This is a genomic window from Hyphomicrobium denitrificans 1NES1, from assembly GCF_000230975.2.
Classification (GTDB): Bacteria; Pseudomonadota; Alphaproteobacteria; order Rhizobiales; family Hyphomicrobiaceae; genus Hyphomicrobium_B; species Hyphomicrobium_B denitrificans_A.
Window position 1 is genome coordinate 51387 of the sequence record NC_021172.1, and the last position, 15887, is coordinate 67273.

Sequence of the window (15887 nt, forward strand, 5' to 3'; positions counted from 1 at the left end):
GCCATCCTGTTATTGCGTGAGAGCGCGCAGGGGCACCCTCAGCGTAGCCCGGGCGGAGTATCGTTCCAGGGCAAGGAGGCCGGAAGCCCAACAAGAGCCAACGGCCGAAGCGCGGCGGTAATTTGCCAATTGCCGATGCTTGTCCGTTCTTGCGCCCTTTTTTCGTAAGGGCGCGGCGGATCACCTGAAATGTATCAGACGCGGGACGAGCGGGGATAACATCAGCGCAAGATATTGAGCGCCGCGACAAGGTTAATCCATGTCGCGATCAATCAAGCTTTATTGCTGAATTTCGTGCAGAGAGATCTGGTCTCTTATTGCCTATTGCCGGTGTGACCAGGGAAGGTCGGGACCGTTTCCTGCAGCGATGATTTCCGGTGCGACTCGAGCGTCTTTCGACGACATCAGCGGCTTGGCGCGCGCCCAAAGTTTTTCGAAGGAAACGGTGGCGCACTTGCGTGCGACGGGGTCGGCCTTGTGATAGAGTTCGAAAGCATCTCGTTTATTCGGGTCGCGGCGCAGACAGTCGCCGATCCAGACGTGTGTGCGGCCGACGACAAGCTGTTCGTGCGACGCGCCGAAGCGGGGGTCCGAGAGAAGGCGGAATTCGATGCCTGCGATGTCGCGAAGCGAGGGCGATGTCGTATCCTCGACGCGCGTGTCCGCGATAATCGCTTTGACGTCGAGTGTGACAAGCGGGACTTCCGAGAGTGCCGCGCCGAGTGCGCGTGCCGTTGGGCTATCGACGCTGCGCACCACCATCGTAACGGAGCCGCTGCCGCCGGGGCCTTCGGCAAGAGCCGTAAGACTCTCGACGATAAAGTCCTTAAGCCGCGCTTCCTTATCCGTTCGAGACATCGTCATGAGCCGCGAAGGTGAAGAAATGCGCATGTGAAAGTCCTATCAGCCCGTACTGTACGCCGGGGAACTGCTTGTTGGCGTGTCCCGGCGAGTTCCATTAAGCCGAGAAGAACGTTAAACAAGCGTTGCGGCTCGGTTCGATTTATGGCGAACGCCGTTATCTCTTTTCCTGTCCAAGTATTTTTCATTCGGCGGCCGGGGGAGCAATACGCCTGAACAGATCCCTGTCCGAAGCAGAAAGGGGGTCTTGATCGGCAGGCGGTTGATCTTGCTCCCAAAAATGCGCGTCTTCAGTTGCGGATGCTATTGCTCCCAAGTCTCGGAGATCCTCGGGTGCCTCCATCCGATGTCCGGAGGACTGGGCGAGAGCGTCCTTCAATGACGATGGAATGATGGCTTCGCTGACCGGTACCGTGAACGTGGCGGTTTCGCGTCGCAGCGTAACGCTGGCGAGCGGCTCGCCGCGCGCAGCGTTCGTCTGCTCATTTTCTTCCGGCCGATGGCGGGGTTCGGGCCGGGGAATGGTGACGACCGTCGCCGGGTGCATTTCGGCGGGCGGAGGGGCGGTGGCGGCCGTGTTGCTGTTCGCAGCCTTAACTGTCACGTCGGCTTCGCGCAGCGGCGATTGCGAGGGTCGGCGAACGCGCGCTGCGTGCCGTGCGGAGAAATAGGGCGGGCCGGATTGGGGGTGGTACACCGTCGCGTAGGGGCCAAACCGTCTCTCGTGCTCGGGATCGACGGTGGCTCTTGGCGCTGTTGGACCTGACCTGCTCCGGGGTGCGAAAGCCAGCGATGGTTCTTCAGGCGCGTTTGCGGGCTTCAATGCTCCGGGGTCGAGCGACGGCGGCGTTGTGTGAGGCTCGTCGCTCTCGACATCTTCGGCTCGTCTTGCTTCGGCGCGCTTGGCTGCGCCCATCACGGCGCCGAGGATAATGTCGGACCAGGCACCGTTCGCGAACTTGTAGACGCGGAACGATTCCGAGTCTGCAAACTTAGAGCCCTGGCGCGTAAGCCGCTTTTGAATGCTTGCCGTCGTCGGAAGCAGCGTGCGCTTGAAGATCTTCTCGCGTTCGAAGCTTGCGAACAGGTTGGCGAGAAGCTGAGCTTCGACGCGGAGATCTTCGCGCTCGGCAGGATTCACGCGTGGCGGTGCGTCGAGCGGCACGGCAACATAGTAATCGCCGTTCATGTCGAAGACGACGTGGCGGAACAGCTCGAAATTTTCGCGGATCTGCTTGTCGCGATGGATATCGTTGAAGCGCGACAGAATTTCGATGACCGGTCCGCGCTCGGCGGCTTTCATTTTCGGAACCAGTCCGTCGAGACGGCTGCCGGGACGCTGGCCCATCGATACGAGGAAAAGGCAGAGGTCGACGAACAGCGCGACAGCGAGCGGGACATAGTCGCGTTTCGATAGGCCCGAGCCTTCGTCGGCGTTCAATGTGCGTGCCGATACCTCCGGCGGGTTTTCGATCGACTGGATTGCTTTTTTCTGCAGCGCACGAAGATCATCGGCGGACGGCGGCATCTTGAATGACAGGAGGCCATAGAATGTTGCCGTCAGACGGCGGAATGCTTCGATCGTCGCCTCCGAGCCCTCGACGGCTGCAATCTCAGGCTTCTGCAACTCAGGGAGCTGGTCGATGGCTTTGACGACGCCGTGCAGTGCCATTTGCAATTGCGGGTCAGGGCAGGAAACGGCGTTCTTGCCGTCGCCGAAAGTCGTGCGGTCAGCGCGGTCGGCAAGATCGGTGCGGATTTGCCGAAGCTGCGGATCGGTCCGGAAGGCGTTGAAACCGGTGACCGTCAGGTCGAGCTTGCGGCCAAGGGCGCGCATGAATTCGTTGCGCGTGCCGGTCTTCGCGTCGAAGGTCGAGGCGTCCGAGGAGACGACCTTTGCCAAATCGCCGTTCAGGGCTTGCATGTCGGCGTTCACCGCGCCGACGCGGCCCTTGACGAATTCGGATGCGAAGGAAAAGCGCTGCGCGTCTTCCTCGCGCATCTTGCGTCGCGGGCCGTCACCGGGGCGCGAATTCGGGCATGACGTGCCCTTGGTCCGCTCGAGTTCGGCTTTGTCCGTGGAAACCTGCGTCAACTGGGTGAGCGTCGCCTGCAACTGCTCCAGTCGGGTCGACGCGCCATGCAGCGCATTCTGCACTTGTGAGACGGCGTTTTCAGCGGAACGCGAGGCTTCGCCGCGACTTTCCAGAACCTTCCAATAGAAGCCGAACCCGAAGCCCACGGAGATCAGCGACAGAAAAATGTAGCCGCTCGCGTAGAAAAGCCTGGTCGTCAGCGGCTGCGGCCGAAAGAGCTGATCGAGCAGCCAGATGATCATCGTCATCAGCATGGCAACCGAGAAGCCGACAATGACACGATGCGCCAACGGCAGATCGCCCATGTTGGCTTCGATCAGTTCGAGCATGCCGACGTAGGTCGCGACCCAGGATAGTGCGCCGAGGCCGCAAATCAGGATCATGCGCTTCCAGTCGCGCGGTGGCTTCGACGACGCTTCGTCCTCGTCGTTCGCTGCGGTGCGCAGCGAGAACGTTCCACGCCGGTGATCGGGTGTTTCCGATTTCATTGCCGCCAACCCGCATTTGGAGCCGGCGCCACACTCGGTCGCCAGTCTGCGTTTTTGATGTCGCAACTGCGGCTGACGGGTGTCGAAATGCTGGCGGATTTGTTTCCGTCATCCTCAAACAGCGAACGGCACGCGTTGGGAGCAAGCAGCTTCAATTGGACGTCAGGGTGCGGAGTTGCTCGGCGGATGGTGAGCGTTCGAGGTCTGCGCTCGTGGCCAGCTTCGAAGTGACCGGCGCGGGAGCCAACTTCGAAATGCGGGGTGCGGATTTGATCCTTGGCGCAGGCAGCAGGTCTCGGCGGGGGGTCGACTTCGCGTGACCGGCAAGGTCGGTGAGCAGGACTTCGAGCAGTGGCGCCGCGATCTGAGCGGCGTGCAGATCGTGTGCCCAAGGCCGTGATGCCGTGCCGGTTCCGACGAGGACGACGTAAGAATAGGCGGCGCCATCCGCGAACTGTAATCCGCCCGTTGCCCAGGTATCGACCGTCGCGTTCGGATCGAGTGTTACGGAGGTTCCGGTCTTGGCAAAATGCAGGCGCAAGTCTTCACGTCGCCGGGCGCACCATTTGGCGATGCTCTTCAACGTTCCGTAGGATTTGCCGCCCGCCTCGTAGCAGAGCGGCGCTTCGAGCAATGTCCTGATCAATCCTATTCCGCCGGGCCGGATCAACGACTTCGGGATGATCGCCGGGCGTGCCTCGGCCGCGATGCCGCCGCCGTTCTGGCCCTTCTGCGTGTAGTCGTAAGCCTTGATCATCGTCGGTGGCCGGACAGGCCGCGCGCCGCGGCCGATCAGCGACGCGAGGACGACGCTCGACATGAAATGGACGCGGCGCGGCGATCCCGCAATCTGGCCGAGTACGACGGCTGTCGATGGCGGCGTGCCGCCGGTCGCTGCGGCAGGCGGCATCGTAAATCCGAAGCCGTCGATCAGCCGCTTGATCGGCACCTGCCCGAGCGCGGCGCCGCGATTGATCAGCGGTGCGTTGAGCGAGCAGGCAAACGCGACGATCGCCTTGCGGCTTTGCTGGCTCGTGCCTTTGGCGCATGTGTCGAGGCCTTGAGCAGGAGCGGCCAGATCGGAATAGCGACTTTCCCCCGTGTCGCGACCTTGGTTGGCGAGTGCGATGGCGAGCAGCATCTTGCCGGTCGAGGCAACTTGCCGGCTTTCGGCGCTCGGATCGTAGACGCCGTCTTCCGCGCGACGTGCGGGAAGCGAACCGAAATAAGCGGCGGTCTCTCCGGATTCGTAATAGCGCACGATGTGCCCGTCGGCGTCGGCCGCGACGACGATGACATTCGGAAGCGTTTTGTCGGCGCTGACCTTCTTCGGATCGAGCGTATAGGCAGCGTTGATGCGTGACGCCCATTCGGTATTGAGCGCTGCGAGCCGGCCGTCGATCTTCTCGCGGAATGCCAGATTCTCGCCGATGTCGAAGGTCGTCGTGACGCCACGCACGTAATCGCGCCAGCCGAAGCCGTAGCTCTGCTTCATTTCCTCGCGGATACCGAAGCGCGCGGCGGGCAAGAGCAGGTTGGCGCGGATCATCGGGTTGGCTTCGGCGCGCTTAACCTGATCGGGGACGACGCGTTCAAGCGCGGCTTCGAGCTTCGGCTTCACTTTGGGATCGGGCGGACCGCCTGCGAGCGCCATCAGCTCGAAGACGATTTTTCTCTGTTCGGCTTCGTCGGTGATGAGTTTTTTCGCGCACGTGCGGGCGCGAACCTCGGTGATATAGCGCCAGCGATCGAGGCGGACGGCATTCAGTCGGTCGCTGCCTTCGAGCAGAATGATCGGCTTGTTGACGGCGGACGCCAGCACGAACTGCTCGGCAGTCGTGAGGTCCCTGGCCTCCTTTCCGAATACGACCTGGCTCGTAACTTCGACGCCATGCAGCGGCTGGCCTCCGGTTCGTTGCGCCAGCCAGATGTGGTTTGCGGCCCATTGCTTCAATAGCGTGTCGTCGCCGCCGCGCGTGAGTTCGCGATAGATGACCGGCGCCAGCCACCATTCGCCGAGCTTGCGGCGGAGTTTTGCGATGCCGCTTTCGTTGGCGTGCGGGGGCGTCTTGTAGATGACGCGGGCGAATTGCATCGGCAGCGTCGAGCCACCGACGCCGAGGGTTGGCCGCCGCGCCGCGATCGAATACGTGATCGTCGTGATCGGGATCTTCAGAACGCCCGCAAGATCGATGCCGAAGGGATTGAGCAATCTGCCGAGATAGCGATCTTCGTGATAGGACAGGCAGCGCCAATACTGCTCCGGCACATCGCGAACCGGAATCGATTTGTGATCAGGATTCGCGACGTAATTGCCAAGCTCGATGGCGCTGTCGGTGTAGTTGACATCGCGCAGGCTATCGAGGCGCGGGTCGAACGTGCCGACAAAACTTCCTTTCGGATCGTAGATGGCGGTCGCCAGCCAGCGTTCGGCATCATAACCGAGCTTGTCGTGCATGGTGAGGTCGCCGAGATAGCCTCGGATCGGAGCGGCGACGTAGACGAGCGTTATCGCGAAAAGGACGTACAACATCGCCGTCGTGAAGACGTGGCGCAAAGGTCCGAGTTTCGGATTGAAAGCGACTGCCGACATCAGCCAGCGCACGATTTGGCGCGGAATTCTCAGGCAGATTTCGCTGAGCGCCGTTAGATGGCGCAGGATGGAGAGCATCGCCGCAAAACCGCACTCGCACCGCGCTGAACGCGGCTGTCGTACGGCATGCATAATTGGAGTTTAAGGCGCCAGCTCAGCAGTCTCGCGGCGGCATTCATGCCAACACGTGGCAATTGTGCGGCCATAGCCAATGCGCAATGGCGCGGCGGCGCAATTGTTCCTCGCCTTCACACCAGGGTGTTAAGGCTTAGAAATTGCTGACAAGAATGAAAAGACCAACGCCGATTGCAGGACCGATTAGAGTCGCAACAACCATCATGACGAAAGGCTTCGCCACCATAACACTTACCCCGCACTGAACTTGAAAGGTTCACTCCCAACTGCCTCGGCCGTCCGTGAAGACCGCATCGACCGGTTTGCCCCCTCGGTCGTCGCGCTCTTTGTTTCGCTGAGAGAGGGCCGCCCCCTAACTGCGTGGCTGAGCATATTCCCACTTCGTCAGCCAACTTCATAATATCGTGGCGGATGGGGAGTTGACAGACCCTGCGATTATTTTGCAGGCGCCGGATAGAGAGCTTGGCTCGCAACCAAAAATGGTCTCGGCAATAGCCAGGTTGCCTGTCGGATACTCGGAGCTTGCCGAAAAAATTATTTACTTTCAATATATTGCTTTGGGAGAGTCTGATTGCGCCTGCACCTGAAGGGACAACTATAGGCACCGCAATATCACGGAGTATTTCGGGTATTGAAACGCGAATTGAATAACCGTTCGGATCTTCAATTCCGGCTTTAAAAAATTAACGAAGATCAAAAAGACGAAGCTGGCGTTCGTCAATTCCGCGCGTTTCGGCAGCCAATTGCTCGATGCGATCGAACGGCACCTGCTCGGCTGCAATCAGCGAGCGTTGCGCCTTCATCGGCCTTACCAGACCTTCCTGGACGAGGTGGAATTCGCCGACGGTCTGGCCGGGAAGCGCCGTTGCCGAATCGAGGCCGGACTCCGACTGGAATGCCGCCTTGAGCTTCCTGAGCGCGGTGTCCTCACGCACGCGGCCGATGAACCAGCTCGTGATCTGGTCGCGGCTCTTGTAGTCGAGGTCGCCCGGAGACTGCGTCGCGAGCATCATTCCGAGGCCCGCCGAACGGGCGCGCTTCAAAAGGCTCTGCAACGGTTCGGCCGTGGCGGGTTTCGAGTTCGCCGGAATGTAGAGGTCGGCTTCGTCGAACATGACGACGGCTTGCAGTTCGTCGTTCGGGTTGCGCTGGCAGAAGCGCAGGGCTTCCGACAGGAACTGCGAGACCCAGAAGAGGATGTTCTCGTTGTCGCCGAGGAAGCCCGTGTAGATGACCGACAGGCGCGTCCGGTTCGGGCGCTGATAGCGGCCAAGGCCGAGCAAGCTTTCCATGCGCAGGCTTTCGCCGCCGCCTTCAAAGAGCGCGGCATTGCGCAGGCGGAGTGAGTCAAGTTGCGCAACCAGATCGCGGCGCAGCTTGCCAGAGGGGTCCATGCGCTGCGTCTGATCGGTCAGCTCCGGATGCTCGTCTTCCAAAAGACGGATCAAGTCCGCAAGCGTGACTTCGCTGGTCGACAGCGAGCCTAGAACGCGCAAGGCCACTGCCAGAACGCCCGACTGCTTCTGATGTGTCGCCGAATTCTTCAGATGCAGCATTTCGCCGAGCGCGGCTGCCGACAGGTTCGCGAGCAACTGCTGCTCATGCTCGGGCAGCTCGTTGATGCCGTTCGGCAGAAGCGTGATTGAAATCGGGCGGCCCGATGCGCGGCCCGGCGTATAGACGGCGACGTCGATCGCGTCGGCGAGTTTCTCGCGCTCGGCGCGGCGCTCCGATGCTTCATTGTCGTTGGCGCGCCAGACTTCGGGGTTGGCATAACTCGCAAGGTCGCCTTTGCGGTCGATCAGAACGGCCGGAATACCTCGTAAAAGAAGCTGCTCGATGAGGGACAGCGCGAGCGTGGTCTTACCGGAGCCCGAGCCGCCCAAGAACGCCGCATGGCGTTTCAGGACGCTTTTGTTGAGGGTTACCGGTCGACCGCGGCTGTTTTTCTCGCCGCCAGCCAGGATGCTGGCGCCGTAGCTGCCGTGCTCGTCGAGGATGACCGACATCGGCAAGTCGTCGTCGTTCGCCGGAAGTCCGAGCTCGCCGTTGCCGGAGTGGGCGGCGCGCGCCTGCTCGGCCGAGAGCGTATCGAAGCCGTCGAGCGACGATTGCGGATCGTTCATTTCCTTTGCGACAAGACGCGGCACAGGACGGCCGAGAAGATCGAGACGCAGAAGATGGATGATCGAGATCAGGCTCGACAGCGGCTTCGTGCCTTCGAGCCACTGCGTCATGCCGGGATCGCTGCGATGATGAGCGGTGAATTCGCGTACCGTCATCATGCGCTCCCACTCCGGAATCGGCACGAGCAATTGGCGGCCGCCGCCGTCGCGGAATTTGCGGAAGGCCTGCGCGGTCTGGTTTTTTTTGTTCGGCGGGAAATCGCTGGCGCGCAGCATGAAACAGGGTTTGCCCTGCATTGCCGTCAGCACCTTGTCGAGCTGACGCTTCAAGCCGCCGCCTTGCGTCGGACGGTTACAGAGGAAGACGCGCACGTCGTTGGCGAAGCCAGTACGATGGCGGACGGTCAGGTCAAAGGCGGGCAGGTCGTCGCCAAGTTCGAGGCGCTTGACGGTGACCTCAATCGCCTTGCCCCACTCGTCACGCGCGAGCATGAGCGCCGCTGAAAGAATATCGACCAGCTCCTGATCGTCGGCGGGCATTTCGGCTTCACTTTCGTTAGCGAAGCGCTCCCACATTTCTCGGAACTGCACGGCGGAAATCGTCGGTGTTTCTTCTTCGGCTGCGCCGAAACCGACGGCGGCACCGAGCGCTTGCGCCAGCGTCGAGATGAAAGACGGACGTTCTTCCTCCGACTCCCGTTCGTCATCTTCGGTGGATGTCGCTTCTCTCAGACGCGATTGCGCGTGTTCCAAAAGTCGACGTGTCGACAAGCCGCCGAATTCCTCGAAGAACTGCGGCCCGAAGAATTGCGAAGCGTCCGGGAAGCTCAGTCCTGCGCCATTCGTTTCCGAATGATGGGCCAATCGCTTCGAGATGATAAGGCGGGCTTCTTCGGGCGTGCGGCTTTCGCGTAAGAGCACAGGGCCCGATTTCTCGATTCTGTCGATGTAGGATTGCGCGACGAGACTGCGCACCTGGCCGTAGAAATCTTCGAGACACGAGATGATGATGATGGCGTTCGTCGAGCGGTTCGCAATCTGAATGAGGTCGCGCACGGCACGCTGGAAACGATCCTCGGCGTTATCGAAGAAGCGGAGGTCTTCGACCTGGTCAATGCAGAAGACGAGCGCCGCGCGATCGACGGTCCAGACGAGCGCGCCAAGCGCCGCGATGATCTCGAAGGCGCGGTCTTCGCCATCGTTCGGATCGAGGGCGCTGACCGCTTCATGCGCGATTGCCGTCAGTTGCCGGCCGTTGAGATACTGCCGAACGCGCTGATCGATGCGCGGATCGCGGCGCTGCAGATATAAAAGCGCGCGTACGATATTGATGTCGAGTTCGCGCGTCTGAAATTTATCGCAAGCGACGATCTGGTCGGCGAGACGCAGGATCAAGCGCGCAAGCTGCTTGTCGTCGAGCGTCGCGTCGCGGAGCTTATCGAGGTCAGCCGACGAGATAACCTCGGAATCGAGCACCATCCGGTTCGTCAATCGCGACAGCGCGGATTCGCCGAAGCGATCCGGGTCGTAAGGTTTTTCGAGCGAATGAACGAGACGACGCAGATAGAAATCGGCGTAGTTCTGCACGTCCGGCGTCATCTGCGCGTAGCCGAAATAGCTCTGTCCGGTGCGATGGGAATCCGTCCGGAGTGCGCGCAAGAGATGCGTTTTTCCGGCGCCTGACTGGCCATGAAAAAGCAGGATGCGTTCGGGCGTGTGGTAGCCGCGCCCCGATGTGATCGTCGTCAGCAGATCGTTGAACTTCTGCCGAGCTTTGGCGTGAATTTCGGGTACGTCGACCGGATCGGCGCGCCAAAGATCGTCCTCCCAGGTAATCGAATGCTCGAACGCCTCGCTCAGCTTGTCGGGAGCGAGCGGGGAAGCAAACGACGCCTTTTTGAGTGGACCGCCTTCAACGCCCATTTCGAATCGGAATGCCTTTTAATCTTGGACGCGCACGAAGTGCCAGACGGTGTTCTTGTAGAGGATCTTCGAATCCTCGAGCGATTTCAGGTCGCGGCCATCCTTGAGATCGGCGGTCGTGAGTTCGACCTGGCCCGAACGGTGAGCTTCCGCGAGCATGCCTTTGAACGCAGTCTCGGATAACCCCCAGTCGGGTCGCGCGTTGCGAATCGCCTTCCAGACCAAAGAGATAAACGCCTTCCGGTTACCTGGCCAGCCCTCGGAGACGGGCCGTGCCGCATCGATCACAGCGCGGCAAAATTCTGCCATGTCCGGCGGCGACGGCGCGCGGATGCTTGGCGGCGCAACTTCCGAGATCGGTGCGCGGTCGTTGGCAGGTTTCGGGGTTGGTGGACGGGCGGGACGCGGCTGTGCTCGCGGCGGGGACATCAATCCGCGCAGGACAGCGAGTTCGAGCGCGTCGAGGGAGTGCTCGCGGCTGCCGGCGATCTCGCAGGCGAGATGCACGATCAGCTTGCCGTCGGTTGCGATCTCTCGGGGCTGCTTGAAAAGCTGGCCTGCGAGAACGCGGCCCGGCTTCGCAGGTAACCCCGCGCCTTTCTTGAAGCCGGTCTTGATTTTGTTCCCAAATGCACGTTCGAGCGCGATGATCGCGAGGTCGGCGCGGAGGTCGGCCGGTGACTGCGCGCGTGCCGTCGATTTTCCGAAGTGATGCTGCAACACAAGGGCGGCGAGGCCTTCGACGCGCTGCAAGACTTTTCGGATAGCCGGTGTATCGTTCGTCCGGAGCGCGCGGATGAGAAGGGCCAGTTTTATCTCTGCCCAAGTGCTGCAAGGGGTCCTGGCCGGGGCAAGCAGGGCTTCTGCAACCTGAACGCCCTTGCCCGTCGCGCTGAGGCGCCCCTTCGCTTCGGCGACGAGCTGGCTGCCGGCAAGATTGCTGATGCCAAGCTCGGCCGAGCGGCGGAATTCGGCGCCGGAAAGTCTTGGAGCAAGAAGCGGCGCCACCTCGCGCTGCAGGTCGGCGCGTGTCGCGGTTCCGGCGGAAATGCGCAGCAGCACCAAGTCCTTTGCCGTGAGCTCAGGGAAATGGGCTTCAAATTTCCGCTCAGATTGTCCGATGGCTGCAGTCATCGAAGGTCTCCCGGCGCGAATCAAGTTGCCGCGACGACTGTTGATGATCGGCCGAGCACTTCCAAGAGGTTTGGAGCCTAAGACCCACAGTCCGACCGTCGGGGAAGAGCAAGTACTCGCGAAAGATTTTGCGGTCAGGCTTTCGCCGCCGGGTGGTCAAAATCGCGACACCTTGTTGGGGCGAAGATCAGGCGGGGCGGGAATGGGTACGTGAGGGACCTCCATGCGAGGATCTAAAACATTGCTTCGGCGCGCCGCGTGGCGTGATTCGCGTCCCGTTAGTGTTAACAGCGCGTTAACGGATTTCCGGCAATGATCGAGTTTCGCGCACGTCTCGTGCCGGGAGTAGCTGTTATGTATCGCGTCGCGCTCGCCACCGGGCTTGCTACGGCTTTGGCCGGGTGCAGCCTCGGTTCAACATCCCTGTCGTCAGGTTTTGCAGAGCCGGAAACGACGTCGTCGCTCTCATCGCCTTCGCTGTCGCCGTCCATCAAGAGCGTCGGTCTCGGCGGTGATCCCTCGGCGCCGCGCGAGGTGAAGGTTGCGGCACTCGACAAAGCTCCGAACGGGAGCTTCGAGAAGGCTGCTCCAGGCGTGCTTGCGGATCGCGACTATTCGCATACGTCCTTGAACGCGGAAATGGCGCGCGACGTCATCAATGCCTATCGCAAGAAGCATGGGCTGAAGCCGTTGAAGCTCAACCCCGAGCTGACGGAAGCGGCCAAAGCGCATTCACGCGATCTCGCGAAGTTTGATCGCATCTCGCACTATGGTTCCGACGGTTCAAACCCTTGGGATCGCGTCAAGCGGGCGGGCTATCGCGCACGTCTCACGGCTGAGAACGTCGGCACAGGTCAAGTCGACTTCAACGAAGTGATGCGCGGCTGGGAAGATAGCCCTGGCCATAACAAGAATCTTCTGACGCCGGATGCGACCCACATGGGCATCGCGCTGGTGCAGGATCCGAAGACCGAATTCAAATCCTTCTGGACGCTCGTCATCGCCTCGCCGATGTAGTTTTGCATCGGCGCTTACGAGTTTTTGGTGGCGCTTGCGACTCCGCTTCGCGGAGCCGGCCGCAAGCGCGAGCTTTTTGCGGCGGATGCCGTTGAGTTGCGTTCTGCGAGCCGGCCGCCCGGCGCTAGAGACGCGGTAGGTTTTTCCAGATTGCGATTTTGATGTCGAGGCGACGCCAGATGACGATCGCGTTCGTCAACGCGGCGCCCGTCAGCGAGATTGCGGTCGCGCTGGCTGCGCCGATGAGCCCGAAGCGCGGCACCAAAATAAAGTTGAGGGCGATATTGAGCATGGCTGCGCCAAACAAGACGACTGCGCAGAGCTTTTGTTCCCCGAGCATATTCAGAAGATATTCGGCAGGTCCCATCGCAGAGCGTGTCAGAAAGCCAACGACGAGAATGCACATCACCGAATAGCCAGTTTCGAATTGCGGCCCGAATAACGACAGCAGCGGTTTGCCGAGCGCGAGAATGACGATTGCACTCGCAAGCGACGGCCAGAACGTCCAGTTGACGGCATCCTTCACGAAGTCCTGCAGACCGCCCCGGTCGCCGCGCGCGTGCAGGGCTGCGAACTTGTGCGCGACGGCGCTGCCGACGGCATAGTGGACGAACATGATCAGGGCCATCGTCTTGCCAGCGGCGAAATAAATGCCGACATCCGCGGGCGACATAAAGCGCGTCACGACCAGAACGTCGGTGTTCTGAAGGAGGAGTTCAGCGCTCATCATAACGAGCAGCGGCAGTGAGATCTTGAACCATGCCGTGAAGTCGCTGGCTCTGGGTCCGGGCGGGACCGTATCGCTCATGCGCCGGTTCAACAGGAAAGCCTGTAGAATTCCCGATAACCACGTGGCGACGATGGCTGCGGCTGCGGCCGTTGCTGCGTTCATCGGCAGATCTGCGGCGTAGGCGACGAGCATTGCCGCGAGCAACGACAATGGGCGGAGAATGTAGGGCGGCACGAGCGCGATGCTCATCCAGGCGTTGCCGCGGCCGATGCCGTCCTGGACATCTGTCAGCGTGTAGAGCGGTACGCAGACGAGTGCGAGATAGATAGGCAGTACGAAATGATTCTGGATGTGATTTTGAAAAAGCCAGACGCCCAAGAGGCCCAACGCCATGACCACCGTGCCGCTGCCGAGCGCAAACAGCCGGACCCCGTGCACCAGACCGCGTAGACGTTCGAAGTCGCCGGTTTCGCGATAGACGGGTGCGAGACGGATCGATGCGAGATTCAATCCGAGATGGGGGATTGCGCCAAGGATGAGCACCCAAGTCCACACGGACACGTAGACGCCGTACTCGTAGCCGCCCATCCAACGGGCCAGCACGATCTGCGTCAGATAAAGGAGGCCCGCGCTCAGGACGCGAACCGCGAACGCAAGGAGTGCGTCGCGCTGCGTTCGTTCGCGCTCGCCGCTTGCGGTCAGTACGTTGACCGCCTGCTTCAGAATGTCCAAGACAAGTCCGCAGCCGGCGGCGAAGGCGCCTTTGGCGTGTTCCGTTTCGATGCGTGTCGCGGTGGCGCCATCGGCGCTCTCTGCGGTCGCGGTCCTCACTGCAAATTCCCGTCGTTCATTCAGCTTTCAAGGCGTGTTCGTTCGCGGTGGCGTACAAGCTCGGCGACACCGCTCCAGGCCCACGCTCGGCCGGCGTCCCCTTTCTCGCCGTGATAGATCGCAAAGAAATCGGCGATTGCCGCAGCGAAAACGCCGTGCCGTCCCTCTAAAACCTCTGCCATCGCGCCGACGTCCCGTGGCGTCGGTGTGAAATCCGGCTCATCGGTCCGGGAAATTCGCGACGTCGACGACATTGTATGGTCCTACTCCAGGCTTAAATACCGGTTGATGAAACCGAGAAAGCAAGTTTGACGCCACATTGCGTGGGCTTCCCGAGGGGGCCTTGTTCGACTTAGGTTAACCGCTCGTTGCGGTTAGCCGCAAAGCGTGTGAAAGGCCGGTCATGTGGTTTGTTTTTGGCGTTTTCGCGTGGGGCATGGTTCTCGGTCTGCCGGCTGTGGCGCCTGCGCTGGCGTCGAATTTCGTCACCGGGCGTTCCGGAATAGAACGCGTTCAGGCCGAGGCTGGGACGGACGTCCCAGGGTCACGCAGCCACCGGCGCGCCAAGGCTGGACATAAGGGTGCGCATCAGCCGCCGGACGTGCGCCGTAATGATGAAGATCGCGACGATGACGGCGGTGGAGGGGGTTCGGATGTCAAGCCGTCTCCGGACGCGATGGAACCACCCGGCTGCATCTATAGGAAGGAACCGCTCGGGCTCATCGTCTAAGCGACGCGCGCGATCACGGTGATGCGGCTTCGGCGGCTTTTGGCTGCGTGGCCGGTGCCGTGGACGCGCCTTGCGTGCTTCCGGCTGTCGCACCTTGCGGAGCTTCGGTCGCGTCGCTCTTTTTCTTTCCTGCTTTGGTTTTCGAAGCCGCCAGCTTGCCCTTCGACTTGCGCTTGGCAATGCGATGGCGATGCTTGCCGCCACAGCTCATAGCTGCGACCGTGTCGCGAACCGACGAAATGTTTTTGGCGTTTGGATCGACCGGAAGGGTATCGATCGTCGGCATGCTGAAGAGGGCTTTCCAATCGTAATATTGGAATCCGTATTCCAATAACGCCGCCGAGCGGATGGCGCGTTCGTTACCGGAGGATTCGCCGAGAACGATCGCCATCAATCTTCGGCCGTCGCGGGTTGCACTGGCGGCGACGTTGTAGCCGGAATCGCACGTGAAGCCCGTTTTCATCCCATCGGCGCCCGGGAACGTCCTGAGCAGCGCGTTGTGGCTGCCAAGGCGCCGTTTGCCGATGTGCATCGCCGGCATCGACCAATAGCTGGCGTATTGCGGGAAATCCGTGACGACGGCGCGCGCGATCTTTGCGAGGTCGCGCGCACTCGTGAGTTGACCGGGAGACGGAAGGCCATTGGTGTTATCGAAATGCGTTCGCGTCATGCCGAGGCGCTGGGCTGTTGCGTTCATCTGCTCGACGAAGGCGCTTTCGCTGCCTGAAATCGCTTCGGCGAGCATGACCGTCACGTCGTTGGCGGACTTCACGATGACGGCTTGCAACGCCTGTTCAACGGTTAGCTTTTCGCCGACTTTGAGGCCGGCTTTGCTCGGGGGTTGCAGCGTTGCGACGAGAGAGCAGGGGATTTTATCGTCGAGATGAAGCTTGCCGTCCTTGATGGCCTGGAACGCAAGGTAAGCCGTAGTCAATTTGGTCAGCGATGCGGGATACCAGACGTCGTCGACATCTTCCGAGTAGAGTACCTTTCCGGTCGATATCTCGAAGAGCAGCGCGGGGTTGGCCGACGCGGATGTCGTTCCGCCCAGGCAAAACAGCACCATCGCTGCGATTTGAGCCGCCCGTGCTCGCATAAAAGACTCCGGAATTTCAATTCCGTTCGGCTATCATATTTGCGGTGGGGGCGCCAACCGAACGTCGCTCCCGGCCTACCTTAGGGCGAGTTGTGTTGCTTATGCGGCGCTTGGCACGCGAAATATC

10 protein-coding genes are annotated in these 15887 nt (G+C 61.0%); 2 read left to right on the forward strand and 8 right to left on the reverse strand.

All coding sequences use genetic code 11. The features are described 5' to 3' along the window. Positions 1-321 precede the first annotated feature (321 nt). The 5 genes from HYPDE_RS00200 to HYPDE_RS00220 form a co-directional block, all read right to left on the reverse strand. Complete coding sequence (locus HYPDE_RS00200) at positions 322-891, reverse strand: hypothetical protein (protein ID WP_015596276.1); 570 nt, start codon at positions 889-891, stop codon at positions 322-324. 154 nt (positions 892-1045) lie between these two features. Beyond that, complete coding sequence (locus HYPDE_RS00205) at positions 1046-3445, reverse strand: Yip1 family protein (RefSeq protein ID WP_015596277.1); 2400 nt, start codon at positions 3443-3445, stop codon at positions 1046-1048. A 151-nt stretch (positions 3446-3596) separates the two neighbouring features. Beyond that, positions 3597-6116, reverse strand: coding sequence for a transglycosylase domain-containing protein (locus HYPDE_RS00210; protein WP_041319658.1), 2520 nt, complete (start codon positions 6114-6116; stop codon positions 3597-3599). A 740-nt stretch (positions 6117-6856) separates the two neighbouring features. Then, positions 6857-10222 carry an ATP-binding protein gene (locus tag HYPDE_RS00215; RefSeq protein WP_015596280.1) on the reverse strand — a complete coding sequence of 1122 codons (3366 nt, stop codon included), beginning with the start codon at positions 10220-10222 and terminating at the stop codon, positions 6857-6859. Between the two features lie 18 nt (positions 10223-10240). Then, the gene (locus HYPDE_RS00220) at positions 10241-11356 is read right to left on the reverse strand and encodes a hypothetical protein (protein ID WP_015596281.1); all 1116 of its coding nucleotides are present in this window, start codon (positions 11354-11356) and stop codon (positions 10241-10243) included. Between the two features lie 312 nt (positions 11357-11668). Between HYPDE_RS00220 and HYPDE_RS00225 the strand changes: the two genes are divergently transcribed. Then, the gene (locus HYPDE_RS00225) at positions 11669-12373 is read left to right on the forward strand and encodes a CAP domain-containing protein (RefSeq protein WP_015596283.1); all 705 of its coding nucleotides are present in this window, start codon (positions 11669-11671) and stop codon (positions 12371-12373) included. A 124-nt stretch (positions 12374-12497) separates the two neighbouring features. On the opposite strand, the gene HYPDE_RS00230 is transcribed toward HYPDE_RS00225, so the two are convergent. Further along, positions 12498-13934 (reverse strand): lipopolysaccharide biosynthesis protein, encoded by a 1437-nt coding sequence (locus HYPDE_RS00230; protein ID WP_015596284.1) that lies wholly within the window; start codon positions 13932-13934, stop codon positions 12498-12500. 20 nt (positions 13935-13954) lie between these two features. Then, the gene (locus HYPDE_RS00235; RefSeq protein WP_015596285.1) at positions 13955-14188 is read right to left on the reverse strand and encodes a hypothetical protein; all 234 of its coding nucleotides are present in this window, start codon (positions 14186-14188) and stop codon (positions 13955-13957) included. Between the two features lie 149 nt (positions 14189-14337). Here HYPDE_RS00235 and HYPDE_RS00240 point away from each other — a divergent pair, with 149 nt between their 5' ends. Further along, on the forward strand, positions 14338-14664 hold the full coding sequence (locus tag HYPDE_RS00240; protein ID WP_015596286.1) for a hypothetical protein: 327 nt from the start codon (positions 14338-14340) through the stop codon (positions 14662-14664). Positions 14665-14677: 13 nt separating this feature from the next. On the opposite strand, the gene HYPDE_RS00245 is transcribed toward HYPDE_RS00240, so the two are convergent. After that, positions 14678-15760, reverse strand: coding sequence for a D-alanyl-D-alanine carboxypeptidase family protein (locus tag HYPDE_RS00245; RefSeq protein ID WP_015596287.1), 1083 nt, complete (start codon positions 15758-15760; stop codon positions 14678-14680). Positions 15761-15887: the final 127 nt, after the last annotated feature.

Coding starts and splice junctions, on each gene's coding strand:
- HYPDE_RS00225 (WP_015596283.1), top strand. CDS start 11,669: ATGATCGAGTTTCGCGCACGTCTCGTGCCGGGAGTAGCTGTTATGTAT.
- HYPDE_RS00235 (WP_015596285.1), bottom strand. CDS start 14,188: ATGTCGTCGACGTCGCGAATTTCCCGGACCGATGAGCCGGATTTCACA.
- HYPDE_RS00215 (WP_015596280.1), bottom strand. CDS start 10,222: ATGGGCGTTGAAGGCGGTCCACTCAAAAAGGCGTCGTTTGCTTCCCCG.
- HYPDE_RS00210 (WP_041319658.1), bottom strand. CDS start 6,116: ATGCTCTCCATCCTGCGCCATCTAACGGCGCTCAGCGAAATCTGCCTG.
- HYPDE_RS00200 (WP_015596276.1), bottom strand. CDS start 891: ATGCGCATTTCTTCACCTTCGCGGCTCATGACGATGTCTCGAACGGAT.
- HYPDE_RS00245 (WP_015596287.1), bottom strand. CDS start 15,760: ATGCGAGCACGGGCGGCTCAAATCGCAGCGATGGTGCTGTTTTGCCTG.
- HYPDE_RS00240 (WP_015596286.1), top strand. CDS start 14,338: ATGTGGTTTGTTTTTGGCGTTTTCGCGTGGGGCATGGTTCTCGGTCTG.
- HYPDE_RS00220 (WP_015596281.1), bottom strand. CDS start 11,356: ATGACTGCAGCCATCGGACAATCTGAGCGGAAATTTGAAGCCCATTTC.
- HYPDE_RS00205 (WP_015596277.1), bottom strand. CDS start 3,445: ATGAAATCGGAAACACCCGATCACCGGCGTGGAACGTTCTCGCTGCGC.